The organism is Klebsiella sp. 2019SCSN059, assembly GCF_021739525.1.
GTDB lineage: Bacteria > Pseudomonadota > Gammaproteobacteria > Enterobacterales > Enterobacteriaceae > Klebsiella > Klebsiella quasipneumoniae.
This window is the reverse complement of record NZ_JAKKOM010000047.1, coordinates 1-23,963: the sequence shown is the minus strand read 5'-3', so window position 1 is coordinate 23,963 and position 23,963 is coordinate 1. Positions and strand designations below refer to the sequence as shown.

The following is a 23,963-nucleotide window of genomic DNA, read 5'->3' as shown; positions in this document are numbered from 1 at the left end:
AAGCGTGCGTATTGCCTGAAAACACAACCCGCTACGGGGGAGACTTACCCGAAATCTGATTTATTCAACAAAGCCGTAATCTCCTGGTATGTACAAAGTATATATGCAGATGAAAAGGTGTTTGGATCTGACTGAGTGTAATTATAGTTCACGACTTATCTGCCAGCGGCTGAACTTCAGGTACAGGAATTCACGTTTATCACTCGTACCAGACTCTCCGGAGGACCAGGGGAATGACCGGGTCTGTTACGGTGAGGGAATCTGTAAACCTCAGGATTTTTGCCGGGAAAGTACGTATAACTGCTATCTTGATTAGTAAATGTTAAAATTTGTAGGTATCCACCCGTTAAACAAAATGATTAATATTTAAAAATACTCGTTGAGCACCCGTGCCGTAATAATGAAGTACATTAAAAACGTTATCCGGTCATGTGAAGCTGAGACCGTCTCTTCGTCATGTAAAATGCCGTACTTTCTTTGTCGTGAAGAATGACCGGGTTAAGTCCATAAGGTTGAGAGGAAGTCTGCTGATGTGATACGCTCAAGGCGAGATTTATCTCAGTGAGAACTCACGGCAACAAAAAGTTTTTGGACAACAAAACACAAAGTTGTTTTGGACTGTAGGAGTCCAAGAGACAATGACTTTACATACAACGCCGTGTAACGGATTTTACATTATTACAAATCCTGTGTTACAAGAGAGTTATGGACATGATTGAAAAAATATGTGAAGTAATTGATGGTGAATACGTCTGTGATATAGATATTAGCGTTGAAGAATGGAAGATTTTATTAAGGGATAAAAAAGTTTTTGATGACAAAAGTATTGCAGCGTTAAAAAAATGGTTCATTGAGCCAGACCATTCCTGTACATGTTTCGATATCGGCAAGAAGTACGACCTGCACAGTATGAGTGCTAATGGTGTAATCAATGGGTTGGGTGGAAGAGTTCAGAAGCAGCTTGGCCGATTCGAGGTTAAAGGAGTCGGAAAGATTGCTTCCGGGACAAAATTCATTACAGTCATGAAAAGTAGAGAAATTAAAGGAAACCCAAAGCGAAATTTATGGACTATCCGTGAAGAACTTGTTCAGGCAATAAAAGAACTAGATTTTTTTAGTACGAACGAAAGCTCAAGCATTGATTTTTACTCAGATAATGATTTGATCACTGCTCTAGAAGAAAGTAATCACTTTGACGTTACTCAGACATTTGAGTATAGCGAAAAAGCGAAACCTAAGAAAGCTGCAATAGAAGTCAAAAATGGACTCTCATACCCAAGAAGTAAATCTGTTTCAAAAAATGCGCTTAACAAAGCTGATTATAAATGTGAAATTAATTGCGACCATCCAACGTTCAGAAGGCGAAACTCTCCTCTAAATTACACAGAACCTCATCACATTGTCCCGATGTCAAAGCAAGACTATTTTGAGAATTCACTGGATGTGGAAGAGAATATCATATCACTATGTTGCAACTGCCATAAACAAATTCATCTTGGCAAGGGGTTTGAAGATATGTTGAGGAAAATATATGCCGAGCGGAAAGATGTATTAAAAAAAGCGGGAATCGAGATATTATTAGAGGATTTGATTCTTTTTTACAAGATGGAAGGTAATTAATCTTCGAGAAGATGCATGCTTATTTTTATTTTTTTAGCAATGAATGTGAAATACTGCCTGACTATCAATCCTGTCATGTGGTTCAGATTTATGGGGGAGGGTTTTAATATTTTACCAGCATGGCATGTCGATCAATCGGTTAAGTATAGCGCCAGGTAACCAGACGGATTTTCCCTCTCAGGCGGGAGTCGTTATCCATCGTCCAGTACCTGATTAAAAGTAGGGGTAATTACAAGAAAATTAAATTGTATGACTATTATTTCCGTTCAGAAAAGAAAGTTACATTAAAAACCCGAAATTGTTCGGGTTTTTAATTAGTTAAGTGCTATATATTTTCGTGTCCGGGGGTACCCTAAGAGGGTGCGCAAGACAACACTCCAATGTTCATTATTTATGACTGTCAAGCCATTTATTCATCTGCTCAATTTCACCTTTTTGAGCTTTAATGATGTCCTGCGCAAGCTTTCTCATTTCGGGATCTTTTCCGTATTTGAGCTCGGTCTCAGCCATTGCGATTGCCCCTTCATGGTGTGCGATCATACCTTTTGCAAAGGCCTTATCGGGATTGGATTCATTAACGGCGGCCATCATTTTTTCATGCATATTTTTCATGCCAGCCATATATTCCTGTGATGATGCCGATGAGTGCATATCTGACATTTTCATTTCCGAATGTTCAGCAGAAATGGCTGGCAGGGATAACATTAATATTACAAAAAGGGTGTTTTTGATTTTCATATAATAATTCCTTTCAGACAGGTACCGGTTAAGTGTAGCTGAGTCAGACAAAAAAGCCCCCTGACGGGGGGCAAAAATGTAGCAACGTTGTTTCAGGAAAATCTATCAGGGAAAAGGTAACAGCACGGATACTACCGTCGCATTCAGCCTGCATTGATCATGCGGCGGTGCGCTTCGGCCATGGCCTGATGTGGGCCGGATTGCCCGTTATTCATGAATTCATGGGCAACCGCTGCTCTTTCATGCTCATTCATCGCCGCGTAAGACGTTGACGGGACGGTCGTGGATACCGTGTTATTTCCCATCATCTTCTGATGACTTTCCACCATTTTCTGGTGCGCATCCGCCGAGCCGTTCGTCATGGTCTCATGAGCAATAATGGCCTGTTCATGCTGGTCCATACCGGTCATACGAGGAGCAGTCCCCTGGATCCCGACAGGAGCCGCAGCAGACTGCATCTGGTGAGCAGGAGCCTGTGCATTGTTGACGCGATCATGGATATTCACGGTTTCAGTGGCCCAGGCCGATGAAATTAAACCAAAGCCCAGCAAAGATGCTAATACGATATTTTTCATGATAACTCTCCATTTCTGAATTAGTGATGTCCGGGGAAGTACAACCGGTGTTTTCAGTTCCATAACTGAAACAAGTTCGGCAGCGTTTATTTCTCCGGAAGAGGGCTGGATATTCATTTCCTGGCGTACTCTGACGCCGGGTATTGATGAAGCAATCCAGCCTTCCTGATAAGTTGCACTAATTATATTGAATGGCTTCTGTTTGCTGCATGACAGGCTAATGACATCTTTGTCATTTACATCTTTATTTTCAGCATTGGGTTTCCGGGATCATTTTCTCCAGTCTGGGCACGGATAAGATAAAACGCGTGGAGCGTACGTCTGATTCCACCTGCACTCTTCCGTGATGTGCTTCCACGATTGACTTCACAATCGCAAGGCCGATGCCGCTGCCTTCTCCTTTTCGTTGTCTGGATGGATCCACCCGATAAAAACGGTCAAACAGCCTTGATAAATGTTCTTCAGGGATCGGTTTCCCCGGATTTTCAATCACAAGGTCAAAAAAGCTCTCCTGCTCTCTTATTGAGACGGTGATTGCCTGTCCCTCCGGGGTATAACGCAGGGCATTGGATAACAGATTATTGATCGCCCTTCTGAACATTTGTGGATCTCCCTCAACCAGGCAGGGCATCCCGTTAAATTTGAGCGTGATATTGCGTTCTTCGGCCCAGGCTTCGAAAAACTCGAAGACTTTCATGACTTCCGCTCTGAGGTCAAACATGACCCTGTCAGGTATCAGCTGATTATTATCTGCCTGTGCCAGGAACAGCATATCGCTGACCATTTTGGTCATCCGGTTATACTCTTCAAGACTGGAATAGAGGACATCCTCAAGTTCCCTCTGTGTTCGATCCTGACTCAGTGCGATTTCAGTCTGCGTCACCAGATTGGTGATGGGCGTTCTGATCTCATGCGCGATATCGGCAGAGAAATTGGCCTGGCGGGTAAAGACATCCTCAATTTTTCCAATCATATGATTGAACGAGATAACCAGTTGCTCCAGCTCAATGGGAACGCGTGTCGGTTCCAGTCGCGCATCAAGATTCTCGGAGGTGATGTTTTTAATGGCATTGCTGACATTACGAAGGGGCAGGTGCCCCTGACGGACAGCGATTCGAATGATCAGAACAATCAACAGGCTTATCACGACGGCAATCGCAATCAGGTTCTTTTTCAGCGCATCGAGGTAATGGAGATGGAAATTAATGGATAGGCCAGTCAGCATGACATAGTTCTGCTGTTTGCCCTGAAATATCGCCTGACCAGAGGAGGCGATAATCCTGTATGTTTCCATCTTCATTTCGGACCCGGTATCCATCGGTCCCGCAGGATCCTCCACCGTCCAGAGAAAGACATCCCGTGCGCGGCTGTGCTCGCTAAAATCTGCTGAATTCACTGCCGGGCGTAGTGCCGCCCCCTGAGCTGAGCTAAAGAGCACTTCACCCCTGGGATTGAGGAGCAAAAGGGCAACGTTGCGGTAGCTGGCAATTGATTCCTTTATTTTGCTTATTTTTTTATCATCCGGATCCACCGGGGACTGCAGTATACGGTTCAGTGTGGTGCTGATTTGTTGAAGATCGCTGACATCCTGCTCGGCAAAATGATTTTCAACAGAATGCAGCATAAACCAGGTGAAGGCGATAAAAGCCAGTATCGTGGACAGGCTGATAAAAAAGGTCAGCCGCAGAGCGAGTGAGAAAGGGCGTCTGGAAGGTTTGCTATGCATCCGGGACCTCCAGCATGTAGCCCACGCCCCGGACTGTCTGGATCAGCTTTGTCCCGTAATCGTTGTCTATTTTAGCGCGGAGTCGCTTTACTGCGACATCGATCGCATTAGTGTCGCTGTCAAAATTCATGTCCCAGACCTGAGAGGCAATCAGGGAGCGGGGAAGAACCTCTCCCTGATGGCGAATGAAGAATTCCAGCAGGCTGAACTCTTTACTGGTGAGCACAATGCGGTTTCCGGCGCGACTGACTTTTCTGGATACGAGATCAATCGAGAGGTCAGCCACCTTAAACTGGCTTTCCGTGATCATCGTGTTTCCCCGCCTCAGAAGGGTTCTCACCCGGGCGAGCAGTTCGGCAAACGCAAAGGGTTTAACCAGATAATCGTCCGCACCCAGTTCCAGTCCTTTGACCCTATGTTCGATCGTGCCGAGGGCTGTCAGCAGTAAGACCGGCATACCCTTTCCGGCAGTGCGCAGCATGCGGATGATATCCCAGCCGTTCACATCAGGTAGCATGATATCCAGAATGACTAAATCATACTCGGCTGTCATGGCGAGATGATATCCGGTAAGACCATTATCAGCGTGATCCACTACGAACCCTGCCTCTGTAAGCCCTTTGCTGAGATATTCACCTGTTTTAATTTCGTCTTCGACGATCAATATTTTCATCTTGCTCCCCGGCTGGCTGCTAATGTCATTCTATTGCGCCCACGATCGTTATCAACGGATTACAGCAAAAATGACAACATTGTCATTATCCTGTCACCCGGCAAACAGAGAGCGTTAGGTAAAGTACCCCTATCAATACTCTGGACTTCATTTGAACCATTTACCAGGTCTGCCTGGACGAGAAGCGTTATGTTCAAATTAAAATTACTCAGCATTAGCACGATATTCATCCTGGCAGGCTGCGTGTCGCTTGCGCCTGAATATCAGCGGCCCGCAGCACCGGTACCCCAGCAGTTTTCACTGTCCCATAACAGCCTGACGCCAGCGGTAAATGGCTATCAGGATACGGGCTGGCGTAACTTTTTTGTCGATCCCCAGGTTACCCGGTTGATCGGTGAAGCTCTGACTAATAACCGTGATTTGAGAATGGCTGCCCTGAAGGTTGAAGAGGCCCGAGCCCAGTTCAACGTCACGGATGCAGATCGTTATCCCCAGCTGAATGCCTCATCCGGGATAACATACAGCGGTGGTCTGAAAGGTGACAAGCCGACCACACAGGAGTACGACGCGAGACTGGAGCTCAGCTATGAGCTCGATTTTTTCGGCAAACTTAAGAACATGAGTGATGCTGACCGCCAGAACTACTTTGCCAGCGAAGAAGCCCGTCGGGCCGTACACATCCTGCTGGTCTCCAACGTTTCACAGAGCTATTTCAGCCAGCAACTGGCGTACGAACAACTCCGTATTGCGCGGGAAACGCTGAAAAATTATGAACAGTCCTATGCTTTCGTTGAGCAACAGCTCGTGACCGGGAGTACGAACGTTCTGGCACTTGAACAGGCGAGAGGACAAATCGAAAGTACCCGCGCCGAAATAGCCAAACGAGAAGGCGATCTGGCTCAGGCAAACAATGCCCTGCAACTGGTGCTGGGAACGTACCGCGCACTTCCGTCAGAAAAAGGGATGAAAGGCGGGGAGATCGCACCAGTAAAATTGCCACCAAATCTATCTTCACAAATTTTGCTGCAGCGACCGGATATTATGGAAGCGGAATATCAGCTGAAAGCGGCTGATGCCAATATTGGCGCAGCGCGAGCGGCCTTTTTCCCCTCCATTACCCTGACCAGTGGTCTTTCCGCAAGCAGTACGGAGCTGTCAAGCCTGTTTACGTCAGGAAGTGGAATGTGGAATTTTATCCCTAAAATTGAAATTCCTATTTTTAATGCTGGCAGGAATAAAGCCAATCTGAAGCTGGCTGAAATTCGCCAGCAACAATCGGTGGTTAATTACGAACAAAAAATTCAGTCAGCCTTTAAGGATGTTTCCGACACGCTTGCGCTGCGCGACAGCCTTAGCCAGCAACTTGAGTCACAGCAGCGTTATCTTGATTCACTTCAGATAACTCTCCAGCGTGCCAGAGGATTATATGCAAGTGGTGCTGTCAGTTACATCGAAGTGCTGGATGCAGAACGTTCCCTCTTCGCTACGCAGCAAACCATTCTCGATCTTACCTATTCCCGACAGGTTAACGAAATTAATCTGTTTACCGCGCTGGGTGGCGGTTGGGTAGAGTAAATTTATTTAATTAATCAGGAAATTAAAAATGCGTAATTCACTTAAAGCCGTTTTATTTGGTGCCTTCTCTGTCATGTTTTCTGCCGGTCTTCATGCTGAAACACATCAGCATGGCGATATGAATGCTGCCAGTGATGCTTCGGTACAGCAGGTTATCAAGGGCACCGGTGTCGTTAAAGACATTGATATGAATAGTAAAAAGATTACCATTTCGCACGAAGCAATCCCTGCGGTGGGCTGGCCTGCAATGACCATGCGCTTCACTTTTGTTAATGCAGACGACGCTATCAATGCCCTGAAAACCGGCAACCATGTCGATTTCTCGTTTATTCAGCAGGGCAATATCTCCTTACTCAAAAGCATTAACGTTACGCAATCCTGATTATCAGTCCGGAGCGAATACATCCAGTGCGCCTGAACATTCATTAAGGGATTACTGTGAATGAATGATCGGGCGCATATGCCAGGTGTTTTGATTTTTCAGCGAGAAATTGTATGGCTTCTTTAAAGATAAAATATGCTGCAATAATTATCAGCAGCCTCATAGCAGGGGGGCTGATATCGGTTACTGCCTGGCAGTATGTAAACTCATCACAAAAAACAGTACAAACCGAACAAAAGGCACCGGAGCGAAAGGTACTTTTCTGGTATGACCCGATGAAACCGGATACCAAATTTGATAAACCCGGAAAATCTCCCTTTATGGATATGGACCTGGTGCCAAAATATGCTGATGAAAGCGGCGATAAAAGCAGTGGCGGGATCCGTATCGATCCAACGCAGGTTCAGAATCTGGGATTAAAAACGCAAAAAGTCACGCGAGGAATGCTGAATTATTCTCAGACAATCCCGGCTAATGTCAGTTACAACGAGTATCAGTTTGTCATTGTGCAGGCGCGCTCTGACGGTTTCGTCGAAAAAGTGTATCCCCTGACGATTGGCGATCATGTGAAGAAAGGCACTCCGCTTATCGATATCACCATTCCTGAATGGGTTGAGGCACAAAGTGAGTTCCTGCTGTTATCCGGTACAGGCGGTACGTCAACCCAGATAAAAGGGGTTCTGGAGCGACTTCGTCTGGCTGGTATGCCGGAAGAGGATATTCAAAGGCTGCGTTCAACCCGCACAATCCAGACCCGTTTTACCATTAAAGCACCTATTGATGGTGTCATTACTGCGTTTGACCTGCGCACCGGAATGAATATTTCGAAAGATAAAGTAGTGGCTCAGATTCAGGGGATGGACCCGGTCTGGATCAGCGCTGCAGTGCCAGAATCTATCGCATATCTGCTGAAAGATACGTCGCAGTTTGAAATTTCGGTACCGGCTTATCCGGATAAAACATTCCATGTCGAAAAATGGAACATTCTTCCCAGCGTGGATCAGACAACCCGTACGCTTCAGGTCCGTCTCCAGGTTTCTAATAAGGATGAGTTTCTCAAGCCGGGCATGAATGCCTATCTGAAACTGAATACCAAGAGCCAGGAGATGCTGCTGATACCAAGCCAGGCCGTTATCGATACCGGCAAAGAACAGCGCGTGATTACTGTTGATGATGAAGGCAAGTTTGTGCCGAAACAGATCCACGTTCTGCATGAATCACAGCAACAGTCCGGCATCGGTTCCGGCCTGAATGAAGGCGATACCGTGGTGGTCAGTGGCCTGTTCCTCATTGACTCCGAAGCCAATATTACGGGCGCGCTGGAACGTATGCGCCACCCTGAAAAAACAGAAAGCAGTATGCCAGCAATGTCTGACCAGCCTGTAAATATGCATTCAGGGCACTGAGGAGACGACGATGATTGAATGGATTATCCGGCGCTCTGTCGCCAACCGTTTCCTGGTCATGATGGGCGCACTGTTTCTCAGCATCTGGGGTACATGGACGATTATTAACACGCCGGTCGATGCCTTGCCTGACCTGTCAGATGTGCAGGTCATTATCAAAACCAGCTATCCCGGCCAGGCCCCGCAGATTGTAGAAAACCAGGTCACCTATCCACTTACCACCACCATGCTGTCCGTACCTGGCGCAAAAACCGTGCGTGGTTTTTCACAGTTCGGGGATTCGTATGTGTATGTCATTTTTGAAGACGGCACCGATCTGTACTGGGCCCGTTCCCGCGTGCTGGAATATCTGAATCAGGTTCAGGGAAAACTGCCTGCCGGTGTGAGCTCTGAAATCGGTCCTGATGCCACGGGTGTGGGCTGGATTTTTGAATATGCCCTTGTCGATCGCAACGGAAAACACGACCTTTCAGAACTGCGCTCTCTGCAGGACTGGTTCCTGAAATTTGAGCTGAAAACCATCCCGAACGTGGCTGAGGTCGCTTCGGTTGGCGGCGTGGTGAAACAGTACCAGATTCAGGTCAATCCGGTAAAACTGTCCCAGTACGGTATCAGCCTGCCCGAAGTGAAACAGGCACTTGAATCGTCTAACCAGGAGGCCGGTGGCTCATCCGTTGAAATGGCCGAAGCGGAGTATATGGTCCGTGCCAGCGGTTATCTTCAGAGCATTGATGATTTTAATAACATCGTCCTGAAAACAGGTGAGAACGGCGTGCCGGTTTATCTGCGGGATGTTGCCCGCGTGCAGACCGGGCCCGAAATGAGGCGTGGTATTGCCGAGCTGAACGGCCAGGGAGAAGTCGCTGGCGGCGTGGTGATCCTGCGGTCGGGTAAAAATGCGCGCGACGTTATCACGGCAGTGAGGGATAAACTGGAGACGCTGAAGGCCAGCCTGCCGGAAGGCGTTGAAATCGTGACCACCTACGATCGCAGCCAGTTAATCGACCGGGCGATTGATAACCTCAGTTACAAGCTTCTTGAAGAGTTTATCGTTGTTGCTGTCGTTTGCGCACTGTTCCTCTGGCATGTCCGTTCTGCCCTGGTGGCGATTATTTCTCTGCCACTTGGCCTGTGTATCGCCTTTATCGTCATGCACTTCCAGGGACTGAACGCCAATATCATGTCGCTGGGAGGGATAGCGATTGCCGTCGGTGCGATGGTGGATGCCGCCATTGTGATGATTGAAAATGCGCACAAACGGCTTGAGGAGTGGGATCATCAGCATCCGGGTGAGCAGATTGACAACGCCACCCGCTGGAAGGTGATTACCGACGCCTCCGTGGAAGTGGGACCCGCGTTGTTCATTAGCCTGCTGATCATCACCCTGTCCTTTATTCCTATCTTTACCCTGGAAGGGCAGGAAGGTCGTCTGTTTGGCCCGCTGGCATTCACGAAAACGTACTCCATGGCGGGAGCGGCCGCACTGGCCATCATCGTCATTCCTATTCTGATGGGATTCTGGATCCGGGGGAAAATTCCTGCCGAGACAAGTAACCCCCTGAACCGGGTGCTGATCAAAGCGTATCATCCTTTGCTGCTGCGGGTCCTCCACTGGCCAAAAACAACCCTGCTGGTTGCGGCCTTGTCCATTTTCACGGTTATCTGGCCACTGAGTCAGGTGGGCGGTGAATTTCTGCCGAAGATTAACGAGGGCGATCTGCTGTATATGCCGTCGACCTTGCCTGGCGTCTCTCCGGCAGAAGCTGCAGCGCTCCTGCAGACAACAGACAAGTTAATCAAAAGCGTTCCTGAAGTGGCTTCTGTATTTGGCAAGACCGGTAAAGCAGAGACCGCAACGGATTCCGCGCCGCTCGAAATGGTGGAAACCACGATCCAGCTCAAACCTGAGGATCAGTGGCGTCCCGGCATGACAATTGACAAGATTATTGATGAACTCGACAGGACAGTCCGTTTACCGGGTCTGGCAAACCTCTGGGTGCCGCCTATCCGTAACCGTATTGATATGCTCTCAACCGGGATCAAAAGCCCGATAGGTATCAAAGTGTCCGGGACTGTTCTGTCCGATATCGACGCGACGGCGCAGAGTATCGAGGCGGTAGCCAAAACCGTGCCTGGCGTGGTGTCTGTCCTGGCTGAGCGACTTGAGGGCGGGCGCTACATCGATATCGATATCAACCGGGAGAAAGCTTCCCGGTACGGGATGACTGTGGGCGACGTCCAGCTGTTCGTCTCTTCAGCAATCGGTGGGGCTATGGTGGGTGAGACGGTTGAAGGCGTGGCCCGGTACCCTATTAACATTCGCTATCCGCAGGATTACCGTAACAGTCCGCAGGCGTTGAGAGAGATGCCAATCCTGACCCCAATGAAGCAGCAAATTACGCTGGGCGATGTTGCCGATATTAAGGTCGTTTCCGGACCAACCATGCTGAAAACCGAAAATGCCCGGCCAGCCAGCTGGATTTATGTTGATGCCCGCGGCAGGGACATGGTGTCGGTGGTGAACGATATTAAGACGGCCATCAGTGAGAAAGTGAAACTGAGACCGGGGACCAGTGTGGCATTCTCAGGACAGTTTGAATTACTCGAGCACGCCAATAAGAAATTAAAACTGATGGTACCGATGACGGTGATGATCATCTTCATCCTGTTATATCTGGCATTCCGCCGGGCTGATGAGGCCTTACTTATTCTGATGAGCCTGCCGTTTGCCCTGGTTGGCGGGATATGGTTCCTGTACTGGCAGGGCTTCCATATGTCAGTGGCGACCGGAACCGGGTTTATCGCCCTGGCCGGGGTGGCAGCAGAGTTTGGCGTGGTCATGCTGATGTATCTGCGTCATGCCATTGAAGCGCACCCGGAATTGTCCCGTAAAGAGACGTTCACACCGGAAGGCCTTGATGAAGCCCTCTATCATGGTGCCGTACTGCGTGTCCGGCCGAAAGCCATGACCGTGGCGGTGATCATTGCGGGTCTGCTGCCAATACTCTGGGGAACCGGTGCAGGTTCAGAAGTCATGAGCCGTATCGCGGCACCCATGATTGGTGGGATGATCACGGCTCCGCTGCTGTCCCTGTTCATTATTCCTGCCGCCTACAAATTAATCTGGCTGCGCAGACATAAAAAAAGCGTGTCCTGAACCTGAAAGGGCACCCCCTGTGGGTGTCCTTCTTTACTGATTCACCCTGACGTCAGGGTTTATATCGATAATATACAGAGGTGAGTATGAAAAAAGTGGTTCTAATGGCGCTGGCTCTCGGCCTTTCACTACCCGCGATGGCGAGTGAAAAAGTCATTGATATGTACAAATCTGAAAACTGTGGCTGTTGTTCCCTGTGGGGCAAAGCGATGGAAAAAGACGGGTTTGAAGTACGAACTCACGTCATGAATGATCAGGCGCTGTCAGCCCTGAAAGAAAAGCATGCTATTCCTGCAGGACTACGAAGTTGTCATACCGCGGTTGCCGGTAATTTGATCATTGAAGGCCATGTGCCTGCGACAACGATACATAAGGCAATGCAGTCTGGTTCGGGTATATACGGTCTCGCCACCCCCGGTATGCCAGCAGGAAGTCCTGGAATGGAGATGGGAGCCCGAAAAGAGGCTTACGATGTTATCGCATTCTCACCGGATGGAAGTAAAAAAGTCTTCCAGCGAATCGAATAGTCAGCGGAACGGCTGATAACGGGACGCCGGTAGCAGGCACTCCTGTGCCGGCGATATTCGTGGTAATCGCATCCATGACATACCCTGAAGACAGAAGATGCTTCGGTATGCATAAGGAGAGTTACTGTGAAAAATGACAATGCAGTGCAACACAACAACCAGACTGCTTCTGAGCAGACATTATCCCCGGACGAGGGCCACGTATTGCATAAGGTGAGAGATCCCGTGTGCGGGATGGCCATCCTGCCCGACAGGGCGCACAGCAGCATTCGATACCAGGACCACCAACTTTATTTCTGCTCCGCCAGCTGTGAGAGTAAATTTAAAGCCCATCCCGATCGTTATCTTACCGAAGATGCCAGTGAACATTCCCATCACCATCACCACGATCATCACGAAGTCAGCCCTGATCAGATAAAACAGCCTCACAACCAGGCGGAAAAAGAGAATTCTGAAGGTGTGTGGACATGTCCGATGCACCCGGAGATACGCCGCAGTGGTCCCGGAAGCTGTCCTGTCTGTGGAATGGCACTGGAGCCGCTCGTAGCTACGGCATCCACGGGGCCGAGTGATGAACTTCACGACATGACAAGACGCTTCTGGCTGGGGTTGTTGCTGGCGTTTCCGGTTCTGGTACTCGAAATGGGATCTCATCTGTTTCCCGACTTGAGGAATACAGTACCGCCACAGTACAACACATGGCTGCAGTTGCTTCTGGCCTCCCCTGTCGTGTTGTGGTGTGGCTGGCCATTCTTCGCCCGGGCCGGAATGTCGTTACGTAACCGCTCCCTGAATATGTTTACCCTTGTTGCAATGGGGACCGGCGTAGCCTGGGTTTACAGCGTCATTGCAACCGTCTTCCCCTCCTGGTTTCCTGCATCGTTCAGAAACATGGATGGCCTGGTGGCCGTTTATTTTGAAGCCGCAGCAGTTATTACGGTGCTTGTTCTGCTGGGACAGGTTCTTGAGCTGCGGGCACGGGAACAAACCTCAGGCGCCATTACTGCGCTTCTGAACCTTGCCCCCAAAACCGCCAGACGGCTGGATCATGACGGTCATGAAACGGATATTAATGCGGAAGATGTCCTGCCTGGCGATAAGCTCCGCATCAGACCTGGAGAGAGTATTCCGGTCGACGGTATCGTGATCGAAGGCAAAACAACCGTTGATGAATCGATGGTGACCGGGGAGTCTATGCCGGTTACCAAAACGAAGGGTGACCCTGTCATTGGGGGGACGATTAATCAGACAGGTAGTCTTATCATCCGTGCAGAGAAAGTCGGTGATGAAACGATGCTCTCACGAATTGTTCAGATGGTCGCTGATGCACAGCGTTCGCGTGCCCCCATCCAGAGAATGGCAGACAGCGTTTCAGGCTGGTTTGTTCCTCTGGTGATACTTATCGCGGTTGTTGCTTTCTTGATCTGGTCTGTCTGGGGGCCCGAGCCCAGGATGGCGCACGGTCTCATTGCGGCTGTGTCGGTCCTGATTATTGCCTGTCCCTGCGCGCTGGGACTGGCCACGCCGATGTCGATAATGGTGGGGGTGGGCAAAGGCGCCCAGGCCGGGGTGTTAATCAAGAATGCCGAAGCCCTTGAGCGTCTTGAAAAAGTGGACACGCTGGTTGTCGACAAAACAGGCACGCTCACGGAAGGTTCGCCTACGGTGACAGGGATTATCAGTCTCAGTCCGGGTGGGGAAATATCTCTTTTACGTGTAACAGCTGCAGTGGAAAAAGGTTCGCAGCATCCGTTGGGTATGGCTGTTGTCAGAGCCGCGCATGAAAAGGGGATCGTGATACCTGCCGTCAGTAATTTCAATGCCCCGTCGGGGAAAGGTGTCTCAGGCGATGTCGAAGGTCAACGGGTTGTTATTGGTAATGAACTGGCTATGCAGGAAAACAGTATCGTTATTGATAATCAAAAGGCCGTTGCGGATACGTTGCGGATGGAAGGCGCTACCGTTATCTATGTGGCCACAGACGGGAACCTTGCAGGCCTGATAGCTATCTCGGATCCCGTGAAAGCAACCACGCCGGATGCGCTTAAAGCTTTGCGTCAGGCGGGGATCCGCATTGTTATGCTCACCGGGGATAACCAGCTTACTGCTGAAGCAGTCGCACGGAAACTGGGAATAGATGAGGTTGAAGCCGGGATTCTGCCGGATGGCAAAAAAGCAGTGATAACCCGACTGAAAGCGTCTGGCCATGTGGTTGCGATGGCCGGAGACGGTGTGAATGATGCCCCGGCGCTGGCAGCGGCTGACGTGGGAATAGCCATGGGAACGGGTACAGATGTGGCAATTGAAAGTGCCGGAGTCACCCTTCTCAAAGGCGACTTGATGATACTGAACAGGGCCCGTCATCTGTCAGAAATCACCATGAAAAATATCCGACAGAATCTGTTTTTTGCATTTATCTACAACGCACTTGGCGTGCCTGTGGCTGCAGGCCTGCTTTATCCTGTGTATGGAATACTGCTGTCGCCAGTTATTGCGGCGGCGGCCATGGCTCTTTCCTCCGTCAGCGTCATTGTGAATGCGTTGCGTCTGAAAAGTGTCAGGCTCGGGAAATAACACTGAGTGAAGGGGCTGTTACGAACAGAAGGAGTCCAGTATGAAAAGTACCACCTATGCGCTTATTGCTGTCGCCGCGATCGCGGCATTTGCCCTCCTGCGCGAACACTGGTCACATGTGGCAGGTTACTGGCCATATCTGTTATTGCTGGTCTGCCCGCTAATGCATCTTTTCCACGGCCACGGAGGGCATGGAGATCATCAACATCAAGGAAGTGAAAACGATAAAAAAAATTAATCCGGCAGACGGGGCCGCGTCGCGGCCCCGTTATCAGTCCAGGTATCGTTCGTAGTCTCTGGCATGCGCAAAGGCATGCTGTTCAAGTTTGTTATCAGCGGGTGCCGCTGCCCGGAACGCCAGTGAGTTAACAGGATTGTTATTGATGACCAGCTCGTAATGCAGATGAGGACCGGATGAACGTCCGCTGTTACCGGATAACGCAATAGCGCCTCCCCGGGTAACCCTGGCCCCTTTAGTAACGAGTATTTTATTGAGGTGGAGATAGCGAGTTTTAACACCGGCTTTTCCTGTTACTTCAACAAAATATCCCATGGTGCTGTTGTATTCGGCCCGGGTGATTTTTCCGTCGATGACGCTGACTATTTTCGTGTTCATGGGCATGGAATAATCAATGCCATTATGGGGACTCACTTTTCCCGATACCGGGTTAAGTCTTGCAGGATTGAAAGGCGAACTGAGTCTTGCTGTGGCCGGTAACGGATAATCGAGACTGCCTTTCCCGGAAGTATCGGAAAGGTTATAGAACTTTTTATCTGATATACGATACGCCGTGTAATTAAATGAACCGGACGTAAATTTATAGGCCACGACACGTGATTTTCCCGCTTTCTTTTGCAGTACGAGTTTTAATGATTCATTTTTTTTCAAATGCCGCAGATTAAACCGGGAAGGCAAGGAGCGCTGAAGAGTAGCGATCTCGTTCGATTCCAGCCCCGAGCGGGTGGCTGAAAGGTAGGCATTTTCTTTTACGACATCGGTAGAATACATTTACTGGAATTCGCCGTTAGCATGAACACTGCGGCGTATGCTAGGGGTTTTCAGGAGGCGTGTCATCTGTCAGTTAATCGGGAGCACCGTTGATGGTCGTCATTTTTGTAACATATCTTGTTTCCCGTTTGCTCCTGAAGCTCTGGGAACTGTATGACCAGCCCGACGGTGATGATTAACGGGACTGAAACAGGTTACGGCAGAGCAATATGGGGCTCATGTCCTGCTACGTAACCCGTCAGTAAAGCCCTGCTGCGCACCTGACGCTAAGCACTAACCCGCCTGCAGTTACCTGGTCGAATACAGCCCGCGAAGCTTTCTTGCCTGCGTCTGATGTGCTTCCGCACCGGCATTATTGACCTGCTCATGCACGAGAGCGGCTTTTTCTCCGGCATTCAGTTCGTTAAAAGAAGAAGACGAGGTCTTTGAATTTGCATCACTGCCGGACAGCATTTTTTTATGTTCCTCAATCATTTTCTGATGCGCATAGGACGCGCTGTTGTTCATAAATGAATGAGCAACAATGGCCCTTTCATGTTCATTCATTTCAGAGAATGAGGGCGTGTTGTTTTTATTAACCCTGTCCGGTAAGTTTTCATGCGTCGAGGAGTTCACATGACTGACGGCTGAGGCATTATTAACAAATCGATGTGCTTCATGGGCAATATCACTGGACTGAGCAAAAGCTGCCCCACAAAATAAAGCTGTAAACGCAGTGGTCGTGATTAATATATTCATGTGTAATTACCTTCTGAGGTACATAAAAGATGTCCTTATGATCATATATAAAAAAATCAACCTGTGGGGAAGATGACGTAAATGTAATACAGCCACGTACATTACACGATTGTAATGAATTTGTTTCTTAAGGTGTGCTAGATTCATTTCATTGTAAGTGGATGAACCAGTAATTTAATTTAAATCGGTTCTCGAATTCTGTCAGTAACCATACTTTAAATAAGGGAATGCGCATGCTGTTGAAAACGTCTCGACGAACTTTCCTGAAGGGGTTAACCCTCTCTGGCGTAGCCGGAAGTCTTGGCGTATGGAGTTTCAATGCGCGTTCCAGTCTGAGCCTGCCAGTTGCCGCGTCCCTGCAGGGTACTCAGTTTGACCTGACCATTGGTGAAACGGCCGTCAATATCACGGGCAGTGAGCGTCAGGCCAAAACAATCAATGGAGGCCTGCCGGGGCCCGTTCTTCGCTGGAAAGAAGGTGACACCATTACCCTGAAGGTCAAAAACCGTCTTAATGAACAGACGTCCATTCACTGGCACGGCATTATTCTTCCGGCCAATATGGATGGTGTTCCGGGGCTGAGTTTTATGGGCATAGAGCCTGATGATACCTACGTTTACACCTTTAAGGTTAAGCAGAACGGGACTTACTGGTACCACAGCCATTCCGGTCTGCAGGAACAGGAGGGGGTATACGGTGCCATTATCATCGATGCCAGGGAGCCAGAACCGTTTGCTTACGATCGTGAGCATGTGGTCATGTTGTCTGACTGGACCGATGAAAATCCTCACAGCCTGCTGAAAAAATTAAAAAAACAGTCGGATTACTACAATTTCAATAAACCAACCGTTGGCTCTTTTTTCCGCGACGTGAATACCAGGGGGCTGTCAGCCACCATTGCCGATCGGAAAATGTGGGCTGAAATGAAAATGAATCCGACTGACCTCGCGGATGTCAGTGGCTACACCTACACCTATCTCATGAACGGGCAGGCCCCGCTGAAAAACTGGACCGGACTGTTCCGTCCCGGTGAAAAGATACGCTTACGGTTTATCAACGGCTCGGCAATGACCTATTTCGATATCCGTATCCCCGGGCTGAAAATGACGGTCGTGGCTGCAGATGGCCAGTATGTAAACCCGGTTACCGTTGACGAATTCAGGATTGCCGTTGCCGAAACCTATGATGTCATTGTGGAGCCTCAGGGTGAGGCCTATACCATCTTCGCACAATCCATGGACAGGACCGGTTACGCTCGAGGGACACTGGCCACGAGAGAGGGGTTAAGTGCTGCCGTTCCCCCCCTCGATCCCCGTCCTCTGTTGACCATGGAAGATATGGGTATGGGGGGAATGGGACATGATATGGCAGGAATGGACCACAGCCAGATGGGAGGCATGGATAACAGCGGAGAGATGATGTCTATGGACGGTGCTGACCTTCCGGATAGCGGGACATCCTCCGCGCCCATGGATCACAGCAGCATGGCCGGTATGGATCATTCCCGGATGGCCGGAATGCCGGGTATGCAAAGTCATCCTGCGTCAGAAACGGATAACCCACTGGTTGATATGCAGGCGATGAGCGTCTCTCCGAAATTAAATGATCCGGGTATTGGTCTTCGAAATAACGGAAGAAAGGTTCTCACGTACGCGGATTTGAAAAGCCGCTTTGAGGATCCTGACGGACGTGAACCTGGCCGTACCATAGAACTGCATTTAACCGGCCACATGGAAAAGTTTGCCTGGTCATTTAACGGAATCAAGTTTTCAGATGCCGCACCGGTGCTGCTGAAATACGGTGAGCGGCTCAGGATCACGCTGATCAACGATACCATGATGACTCACCCCATTCACCTGCATGGTATGTGGAGCGATCTGGAAGATGAAAACGGTAATTTCATGGTTCGTAAACACACAATAGATGTTCCCCCTGGTACAAAACGCAGTTACAGAGTGACAGCAGATGCGCTTGGCCGCTGGGCGTATCACTGCCATTTGCTCTATCACATGGAAATGGGAATGTTTCGTGAAGTCCGGGTGGAGGAATGATGCGAATGAAGAGAAATTTGAAGGCCATACCTGTTCTGGTCGCCGGTTTGTTTACCTCACAGCTTTCTATTGCGGCGGGCTCCGTCTCTGCAGATCCCCACGCCGGGCACGACATGTCTGCCATGCAGATGCCAGCAGATGAGAATTTCACTGAGATGACGTCAATGGAGCCCATTGTAACTGAGAGCAGAACGCCAATTCCGCCTGTTACCGATGCCGACCGGAAGGCTGCATTCGGCAATTTACAGGGGCATGCGATTCACGACAGTGCGATTAATTATCTGGTTCTGCTGGATCAACTGGAATGGCAACGGTCGGATAACACCAACAATTTCAGCTGGAGTGTTAACAGCTGGATTGGAGGCGACACAGATCGGATTTGGCTAAAGAGTGAAGGTGAACGAAGCAATGGGGAAACGGAGGCGGCTGAAGCGCAGTTACTCTGGGGACATGCGGTTGGCCCATGGTGGGATTTGGTTGCGGGTGTCAGGCAGGATTTCAGACCTGCTTCTGCCCGGACCTGGGCTGCTGTCGGTTTTCAGGGGCTGGCACTCTATAATTTTGAGTCTGAAATTACGGGTTTTGTCAGTAATGGCGGAAAAGCAGCCCTTCGTCTGGGAGGAGAATACGACGTTTTACTGACTAACCGGCTCATACTCCAGCCATCCTATGAGGTGAATTTCTACAGTCAGGATGATGAATCGCGGGGTCGCGGCAGGGGACTGACTGACACAGAGCTGGGGCTCCGGCTGCGCTATGAAATACGCCGTGAGTTTGCACCCTATATAGGCGTTTCCTGGAATCAACTTTACGGGAAAACATCCGATATGGCGAAAAGAGAAGGTGAGAAAGACCATCAGGTAGTATTCCTGGCGGGAGCCAGAATCTGGTTTTAACGCACTGATATAAAACACTCAACTAAACAGGTAAATAAAATGTCGATTTTAAATAAAGCCATTCTTACAGGTGGCCTCGTTATGGGCGTTGCTTTCTCTGCTATGGCCCATCCGGAATTAAAAAGCTCTGTGCCACAGGCTGATTCAGCCGTAGCGGCCCCGGAAAAGATTCAGCTTAATTTCTCGGAAAATCTGACCGTGAAATTCTCAGGTGCAAAATTAACGATGACGGGTATGAAAGGCATGTCATCACATTCTCCGATGCCGGTCGCGGCAAAAGTGGCGCCAGGCGCTGACCCTAAATCGATGGTCATTATTCCGCGAGAGCCTTTACCCGCTGGCACTTATCGTGTTGACTGGCGCGCGGTTTCTTCAGATACGCACCCTATTACCGGTAATTACACCTTTACAGTGAAGTAATATTATGAACGACCTGATTATGATTGTTATTCGTTTTCTTCTTTATCTGGATTTGATGGTAATATTTGGATTGCCATTTTTTCAGATATATGGAATAAGCGGTGTCAGACATGAAACCTATAACCTGACTAATTTCAGGTCGTTTATAACCTTTGCTGTTGTTACAGGCATCATTCTTACTGGCATTAATATGCTCCTGGTATCTAATGCCATGAGTGGAGTAACTGACCTCAGAGAATTATCCATCCATGTTATCGAGATGGTGATAGAAGAAACTGATGTGGGTATTAGCTGGATTGTCAGGCTCTGTGCCCTGTTTACCACACTCGGTGCTTTGTTCCTTTACACTAATAAGAGAGTATTGTCCTGCCTGCTGATGACGATGAGTGGGGGCGTGGCGCTGGCTACACTTGCCTGGGGAGGACACGCCGTTATGCATGACGGTCTGCATTACTATCTCCATTTACTGAGCGATCTGACCCATCTCGGCGCTGCAGGTGCCTGGACAGGTGCTCTGGTTGCATTTGCTATCCTGCTGATGCGCAGAAACGAGCATAATGCACAGAGCGTCATTGTGATATCTGACTCCCTGGCAAAATTTGCCACGGCAGGAACGGTGATTGTTGTAGCCCTGATCCTGAGTGCGCTGGTCAACTATCTGTATATTGCTGAGGGTAACTTAACTCCCTTATTCAACAGTTCCTGGGGGAGGATATTGCTTGCCAAGACGGCTCTGTTTGTTCTGATGCTTCTTCTGGCTGCAGCAAACCGGTTTCACCTGGGTCCCCGGCTTGAAGTTATGGTCAGGGAAGGGAATTATGATCGCAGCGTTGCCCTGATGCGAAACAGCATCCTGACAGAATTCGTTGTTGCGATTATCATTCTGGGCGCCGTAGCGTGGCTTGGAATGCTTGCTCCGTCTCAGATCAGCTAGGGGACAGCCAAAGCTCATGCGTGAGATTTTTACTTTCATATCAGCGAGTTGACCATGCAGCGTATTTTAATCGTTGAAGACGAACAAAAAACAGGTCGTTACCTGCAGCAGGGACTGGTTGAGGAAGGCTATCAGGCCGATCTCTTTAATAATGGCCGCGATGGTCTCGGGGCCGCGTCGAAGGGACAGTATGATTTGATAATACTGGACGTGATGCTGCCTTTCCTCGACGGGTGGCAAATCATCAGCGCACTGAGGGAGTCCGGGCACGAAGAACCGGTCCTGTTTTTAACCGCAAAGGACAACGTGCGGGACAAAGTGAAAGGACTGGAGCTTGGCGCAGATGACTACCTGATTAAGCCCTTTGATTTTACGGAGCTGGTTGCACGTGTAAGAACCCTACTGCGCCGGGCACGCTCGCAGGCCGCAACAGTCTGCACCATCGCCGATATGACCGTTGATATGGTGCGCCGGACCGTGATCCGTTCGGGGAAGAAGATCCATCTCACCGGTAAAGAATACGTTCTGCTTGAGTTGCTGCTGCAACGCACCGGAGAAGTGTTACCCAGGAGTCTTATCTCGTCCCTGGTCTGGAACATGAATTTTGACAGTGATACGAATGTGATTGATGTCGCCGTGAGACGTCTGAGAAGTAAAATTGATGATGACTTTGAGCCAAAACTGATCCATACCGTTCGCGGTGCCGGATATGTCCTGGAGATCAGAGAAGAGTGAGGTTCAAAATTTCCCTGACCACACGCCTGAGCCTGATTTTTTCTGCGGTGATGCTTACGGTATGGTGGTTATCAAGTTTTATCCTGATTAGCACCCTGAATGGCTATTTCGATAATCAGGACCGCGATTTTCTGACAGGTAAACTTCAGCTCACCGAAGAGTTTCTTAAAACAGAGACGTTCCGGAACAAAACGGATATTAAGTCATTATCAGAAAAAATAAACGATGCGATGGTAGGGCACAATGGTTTATTCATTTCTATAAAAAACATGGAAAATGAAAAAATTGTTGAACTCTATGCCAAAAATTCTGTTGTTCCAGCGGTCCTGCTTAATAAGTCGGGTGATATTCTCGACTATATGATCCAGACGGAAGAAAATAACACCGTGTACCGCAGTATCTCGCGGCGGGTTGCCGTGACGCCGGAACAGGGTAAAAGCAAACATGTCATCATTACGGTTGCCACGGATACTGGGTATCACACCCTGTTTATGGACAAACTCAGTACCTGGCTGTTCTGGTTCAATATCGGTCTGGTCTTTATTTCTGTTTTTCTGGGCTGGCTGACCACACGTATTGGTCTGAAACCGTTACGGGAAATGACCAGTCTGGCTTCCTCCATGACTGTACACAGCCTGGATCAGCGTCTAAATCCCGATCTGGCTCCGCCGGAAATCTCTGAGACCATGCAGGAGTTCAATAATATGTTTGATCGCCTGGAGGGGGCATTCCGGAAACTGTCAGATTTCTCGTCTGACATCGCGCATGAGCTGCGCACACCAGTCAGTAATCTGATGATGCAGACGCAGTTTGCACTGGCTAAGGAAAGGGATGTTTCGCATTACCGCGAAATTTTATTCGCTAACCTGGAAGAACTGAAAAGGTTGTCACGAATGACCAGTGACATGCTTTTTCTGGCACGTTCAGAGCATGGTCTGCTGCGGCTGGATAAACATGATGTGGATCTGGCAGCCGAACTGAATGAATTACGTGAGTTGTTCGAGCCCCTGGCAGACGAAACAGGAAAGACAATCACGGTTGAAGGAGAGGGCGTTGTTGCCGGAGACAGCGATATGCTCCGACGTGCTTTCAGTAACCTGCTTTCCAATGCAATCAAGTATTCTCCCGATAACACCTGTACAGCGATACACATTGAGCGTGACAGTGACTGTGTGAACGTGATGATTACGAATACGATGTCCGGCCAGGTTCCCGCTAATCTGGAACGTTTGTTTGACCGGTTCTATCGCGCAGACTCATCAAGGTTCTACAACACGGAAGGCGCGGGGCTGGGATTATCAATTACAAGGTCGATCATTCATGCTCACGGCGGCGAGCTGTCAGCAGAACAGCAGGGGCGGGAAATTGTGTTCAGTGTGCGTCTGTTAATGGATTAATACCGTTATTCAGGAGAAACCCGGAAGGTGACAAAAATGTCATCGTTCAGTCACGCGATAAACAGAGGCGGTTTTTTATAATCAGCCATAAATCAGGACAGCGTGATAATTCAATCGCCCGGTTCCTGGCGTGATGATCAACCAGCCCTGAGATCAAATGCTTTCTCTGTTATAAGCATTGATTGTTCGGGTATGAAAACACCGGAGACCCAACCATGAAAAAGATCCTTGTATCCTTTATTGCCATGATGGCTGTCGCTTCATCTGCCTGGGCTGCAGAGACAATGAACATGCATGACCAGGTAAATAATGCCCAGGCGCCTGCCCATCAGATGCAATCATCCGCTGAAAAAAGTGCAGTTCAGGGGGAGAGCATGAAAATGATGGATATGAGCGGTCACGATCAGGCCGCAATGTCCCATGAAATGATGCAAAACGGCAATTCTGCTGCCCATCAGGACATGGCTGAAATGCATAAAAAAATGATGAAATCCAAACCTGAGAACACCCAAGAAACTGCTAAGCCATTTTCCGAAATGAACGAGCATGAGAAAGCCGCTGTTGTGCATGAGAAGGCGAATAATGGTCTATCTTCCGTTATTCATCAGCAGCAGGCTGAAAAGCATCGCAGCCAGATCACCCAGAATTAACCCGCAGCTCCACTTGTCAGACCCTCATTTGACGCCGAAGTCACTGGCTTACGCTCCCGTCCGGGAGCGTTTTTTTCCCATATATCAAACTTTAACTCTGAAGGGCTTTGTTGAATAAATCAGATTTCGGGTAAGTCTCCCCCGTAGCGGGTTGTGTTTTCAGGCAATACGCACGCTTTC

Annotated in this window: 21 protein-coding genes; 15 read left to right on the top strand and 6 right to left on the bottom strand. The window is 49.1% G+C overall.

Features of this window, described 5'->3' with window-relative positions:
- The first annotated feature begins 711 nt into the window (after window positions 1–711).
- Window positions 712–1,620 carry an HNH endonuclease gene (locus L2I46_RS26890; protein WP_001372261.1) on the top strand — a complete coding sequence of 303 codons (909 nt, stop codon included), beginning with the start codon at window positions 712–714 and terminating at the stop codon, window positions 1,618–1,620.
- A gap of 387 nt (window positions 1,621–2,007) precedes the next feature.
- Here L2I46_RS26890 and copM read toward each other — a convergent pair whose 3' ends face one another.
- The 4 genes from copM to silR form a co-directional block, all read right to left on the bottom strand.
- A complete protein-coding gene (gene copM / locus L2I46_RS26885) occupies window positions 2,008–2,358 on the bottom strand; it encodes a CopM family metallochaperone (RefSeq protein ID WP_000694953.1) in 351 nt (116 codons plus the stop codon).
- Between the two features lie 143 nt (window positions 2,359–2,501).
- Window positions 2,502–2,933, bottom strand: a complete 432-nt coding sequence (silE, locus tag L2I46_RS26880; protein WP_000790483.1) for a silver-binding protein SilE — start codon at window positions 2,931–2,933, stop codon at window positions 2,502–2,504.
- A 250-nt stretch (window positions 2,934–3,183) separates the two neighbouring features.
- Window positions 3,184–4,659: a copper/silver sensor histidine kinase SilS gene (gene silS, locus L2I46_RS26875; protein WP_000555737.1), complete on the bottom strand. Its 1,476-nt coding sequence runs from the start codon at window positions 4,657–4,659 to the stop codon at window positions 3,184–3,186.
- Window positions 4,652–5,332, bottom strand: a complete 681-nt coding sequence (gene silR, locus L2I46_RS26870; protein WP_000697969.1) for a copper/silver response regulator transcription factor SilR — start codon at window positions 5,330–5,332, stop codon at window positions 4,652–4,654. Before silR ends, silS begins: the two co-directional genes overlap by 8 nt.
- 189 nt (window positions 5,333–5,521) lie before the next feature.
- Here silR and silC point away from each other — a divergent pair, with 189 nt between their 5' ends.
- The 7 genes from silC to L2I46_RS26835 all read left to right on the top strand — a co-directional run bounded on the left by silC (window position 5,522) and on the right by L2I46_RS26835 (window position 15,191).
- Window positions 5,522–6,907 (top strand): Cu(+)/Ag(+) efflux RND transporter outer membrane channel SilC, encoded by a 1,386-nt coding sequence (silC, locus tag L2I46_RS26865; RefSeq protein ID WP_000475503.1) that lies wholly within the window; start codon window positions 5,522–5,524, stop codon window positions 6,905–6,907.
- A 28-nt stretch (window positions 6,908–6,935) separates the two neighbouring features.
- The gene (cusF, locus tag L2I46_RS26860) at window positions 6,936–7,289 is read left to right on the top strand and encodes a cation efflux system protein CusF (RefSeq protein ID WP_001246153.1); all 354 of its coding nucleotides are present in this window, start codon (window positions 6,936–6,938) and stop codon (window positions 7,287–7,289) included.
- 113 nt (window positions 7,290–7,402) lie between these two features.
- A complete protein-coding gene (gene silB, locus L2I46_RS26855) occupies window positions 7,403–8,695 on the top strand; it encodes a Cu(+)/Ag(+) efflux RND transporter periplasmic adaptor subunit SilB (protein ID WP_004098959.1) in 1,293 nt (430 codons plus the stop codon).
- Between the two features lie 10 nt (window positions 8,696–8,705).
- The gene (silA, locus tag L2I46_RS26850; protein ID WP_004098958.1) at window positions 8,706–11,852 is read left to right on the top strand and encodes a Cu(+)/Ag(+) efflux RND transporter permease subunit SilA; all 3,147 of its coding nucleotides are present in this window, start codon (window positions 8,706–8,708) and stop codon (window positions 11,850–11,852) included.
- A gap of 86 nt (window positions 11,853–11,938) precedes the next feature.
- Window positions 11,939–12,379, top strand: a complete 441-nt coding sequence (locus tag L2I46_RS26845; protein WP_000758228.1) for a DUF411 domain-containing protein — start codon at window positions 11,939–11,941, stop codon at window positions 12,377–12,379.
- 126 nt (window positions 12,380–12,505) lie between these two features.
- A complete protein-coding gene (gene silP / locus L2I46_RS26840; protein WP_004187133.1) occupies window positions 12,506–14,953 on the top strand; it encodes an Ag(+)-translocating P-type ATPase SilP in 2,448 nt (815 codons plus the stop codon).
- Window positions 14,954–14,993: 40 nt separating this feature from the next.
- Window positions 14,994–15,191, top strand: a complete 198-nt coding sequence (locus L2I46_RS26835; protein WP_000843497.1) for a DUF2933 domain-containing protein — start codon at window positions 14,994–14,996, stop codon at window positions 15,189–15,191.
- Between the two features lie 33 nt (window positions 15,192–15,224).
- Here the strand turns inward: L2I46_RS26835 and L2I46_RS26830 are convergent, their stop codons facing one another.
- Window positions 15,225–15,962 (bottom strand): peptidoglycan DD-metalloendopeptidase family protein, encoded by a 738-nt coding sequence (locus L2I46_RS26830; protein ID WP_000287501.1) that lies wholly within the window; start codon window positions 15,960–15,962, stop codon window positions 15,225–15,227.
- 288 nt (window positions 15,963–16,250) lie between these two features.
- Window positions 16,251–16,700 (bottom strand): copper resistance protein, encoded by a 450-nt coding sequence (locus L2I46_RS26825; protein WP_001023257.1) that lies wholly within the window; start codon window positions 16,698–16,700, stop codon window positions 16,251–16,253.
- Window positions 16,701–16,933: 233 nt separating this feature from the next.
- Here L2I46_RS26825 and pcoA point away from each other — a divergent pair, with 233 nt between their 5' ends.
- The 7 genes from pcoA (at window position 16,934) to L2I46_RS26790 (ending at window position 23,783) form a co-directional block, all read left to right on the top strand.
- Window positions 16,934–18,751 (top strand): multicopper oxidase PcoA, encoded by a 1,818-nt coding sequence (gene pcoA / locus L2I46_RS26820; RefSeq protein WP_000925242.1) that lies wholly within the window; start codon window positions 16,934–16,936, stop codon window positions 18,749–18,751.
- A 5-nt stretch (window positions 18,752–18,756) separates the two neighbouring features.
- The gene (pcoB, locus tag L2I46_RS26815) at window positions 18,757–19,647 is read left to right on the top strand and encodes a copper resistance outer membrane transporter PcoB (RefSeq protein WP_001378118.1); all 891 of its coding nucleotides are present in this window, start codon (window positions 18,757–18,759) and stop codon (window positions 19,645–19,647) included.
- 39 nt (window positions 19,648–19,686) lie between these two features.
- Window positions 19,687–20,067, top strand: coding sequence for a copper resistance system metallochaperone PcoC (pcoC, locus tag L2I46_RS26810; protein ID WP_000025662.1), 381 nt, complete (start codon window positions 19,687–19,689; stop codon window positions 20,065–20,067).
- A gap of 55 nt (window positions 20,068–20,122) precedes the next feature.
- Entirely contained in the window at window positions 20,123–21,001 is an 879-nt protein-coding gene (gene pcoD / locus L2I46_RS26805; protein ID WP_080821469.1) for a copper resistance inner membrane protein PcoD, read from the top strand.
- 54 nt (window positions 21,002–21,055) lie between these two features.
- Window positions 21,056–21,736, top strand: coding sequence for a copper response regulator transcription factor PcoR (gene pcoR, locus L2I46_RS26800; protein ID WP_001188930.1), 681 nt, complete (start codon window positions 21,056–21,058; stop codon window positions 21,734–21,736).
- Complete coding sequence (gene pcoS, locus L2I46_RS26795; RefSeq protein WP_004152084.1) at window positions 21,733–23,133, top strand: copper resistance membrane spanning protein PcoS; 1,401 nt, start codon at window positions 21,733–21,735, stop codon at window positions 23,131–23,133. The genes pcoR and pcoS overlap by 4 nt, the downstream gene beginning before the upstream one ends.
- Window positions 23,134–23,348: 215 nt before the next feature.
- A complete protein-coding gene (locus L2I46_RS26790; protein WP_016151366.1) occupies window positions 23,349–23,783 on the top strand; it encodes a hypothetical protein in 435 nt (144 codons plus the stop codon).
- Window positions 23,784–23,963 lie beyond the last annotated feature (180 nt).

Coding starts and splice junctions, on each gene's coding strand:
- L2I46_RS26790 (WP_016151366.1), top strand. CDS start 23,349: ATGAAAAAGATCCTTGTATCCTTTATTGCCATGATGGCTGTCGCTTCA.
- pcoB (WP_001378118.1), top strand. CDS start 18,757: ATGAAGAGAAATTTGAAGGCCATACCTGTTCTGGTCGCCGGTTTGTTT.
- L2I46_RS26830 (WP_000287501.1), bottom strand. CDS start 15,962: ATGTATTCTACCGATGTCGTAAAAGAAAATGCCTACCTTTCAGCCACC.
- silE (WP_000790483.1), bottom strand. CDS start 2,933: ATGAAAAATATCGTATTAGCATCTTTGCTGGGCTTTGGTTTAATTTCA.
- L2I46_RS26890 (WP_001372261.1), top strand. CDS start 712: ATGATTGAAAAAATATGTGAAGTAATTGATGGTGAATACGTCTGTGAT.
- L2I46_RS26835 (WP_000843497.1), top strand. CDS start 14,994: ATGAAAAGTACCACCTATGCGCTTATTGCTGTCGCCGCGATCGCGGCA.
- pcoC (WP_000025662.1), top strand. CDS start 19,687: ATGTCGATTTTAAATAAAGCCATTCTTACAGGTGGCCTCGTTATGGGC.
- pcoR (WP_001188930.1), top strand. CDS start 21,056: ATGCAGCGTATTTTAATCGTTGAAGACGAACAAAAAACAGGTCGTTAC.
- silA (WP_004098958.1), top strand. CDS start 8,706: ATGATTGAATGGATTATCCGGCGCTCTGTCGCCAACCGTTTCCTGGTC.
- cusF (WP_001246153.1), top strand. CDS start 6,936: ATGCGTAATTCACTTAAAGCCGTTTTATTTGGTGCCTTCTCTGTCATG.
- silS (WP_000555737.1), bottom strand. CDS start 4,659: ATGCATAGCAAACCTTCCAGACGCCCTTTCTCACTCGCTCTGCGGCTG.
- copM (WP_000694953.1), bottom strand. CDS start 2,358: ATGAAAATCAAAAACACCCTTTTTGTAATATTAATGTTATCCCTGCCA.
- silB (WP_004098959.1), top strand. CDS start 7,403: ATGGCTTCTTTAAAGATAAAATATGCTGCAATAATTATCAGCAGCCTC.
- L2I46_RS26825 (WP_001023257.1), bottom strand. CDS start 16,700: ATGAATATATTAATCACGACCACTGCGTTTACAGCTTTATTTTGTGGG.
- pcoD (WP_080821469.1), top strand. CDS start 20,123: ATGGTAATATTTGGATTGCCATTTTTTCAGATATATGGAATAAGCGGT.
- silR (WP_000697969.1), bottom strand. CDS start 5,332: ATGAAAATATTGATCGTCGAAGACGAAATTAAAACAGGTGAATATCTC.
- L2I46_RS26845 (WP_000758228.1), top strand. CDS start 11,939: ATGAAAAAAGTGGTTCTAATGGCGCTGGCTCTCGGCCTTTCACTACCC.
- silC (WP_000475503.1), top strand. CDS start 5,522: ATGTTCAAATTAAAATTACTCAGCATTAGCACGATATTCATCCTGGCA.
- pcoA (WP_000925242.1), top strand. CDS start 16,934: ATGCTGTTGAAAACGTCTCGACGAACTTTCCTGAAGGGGTTAACCCTC.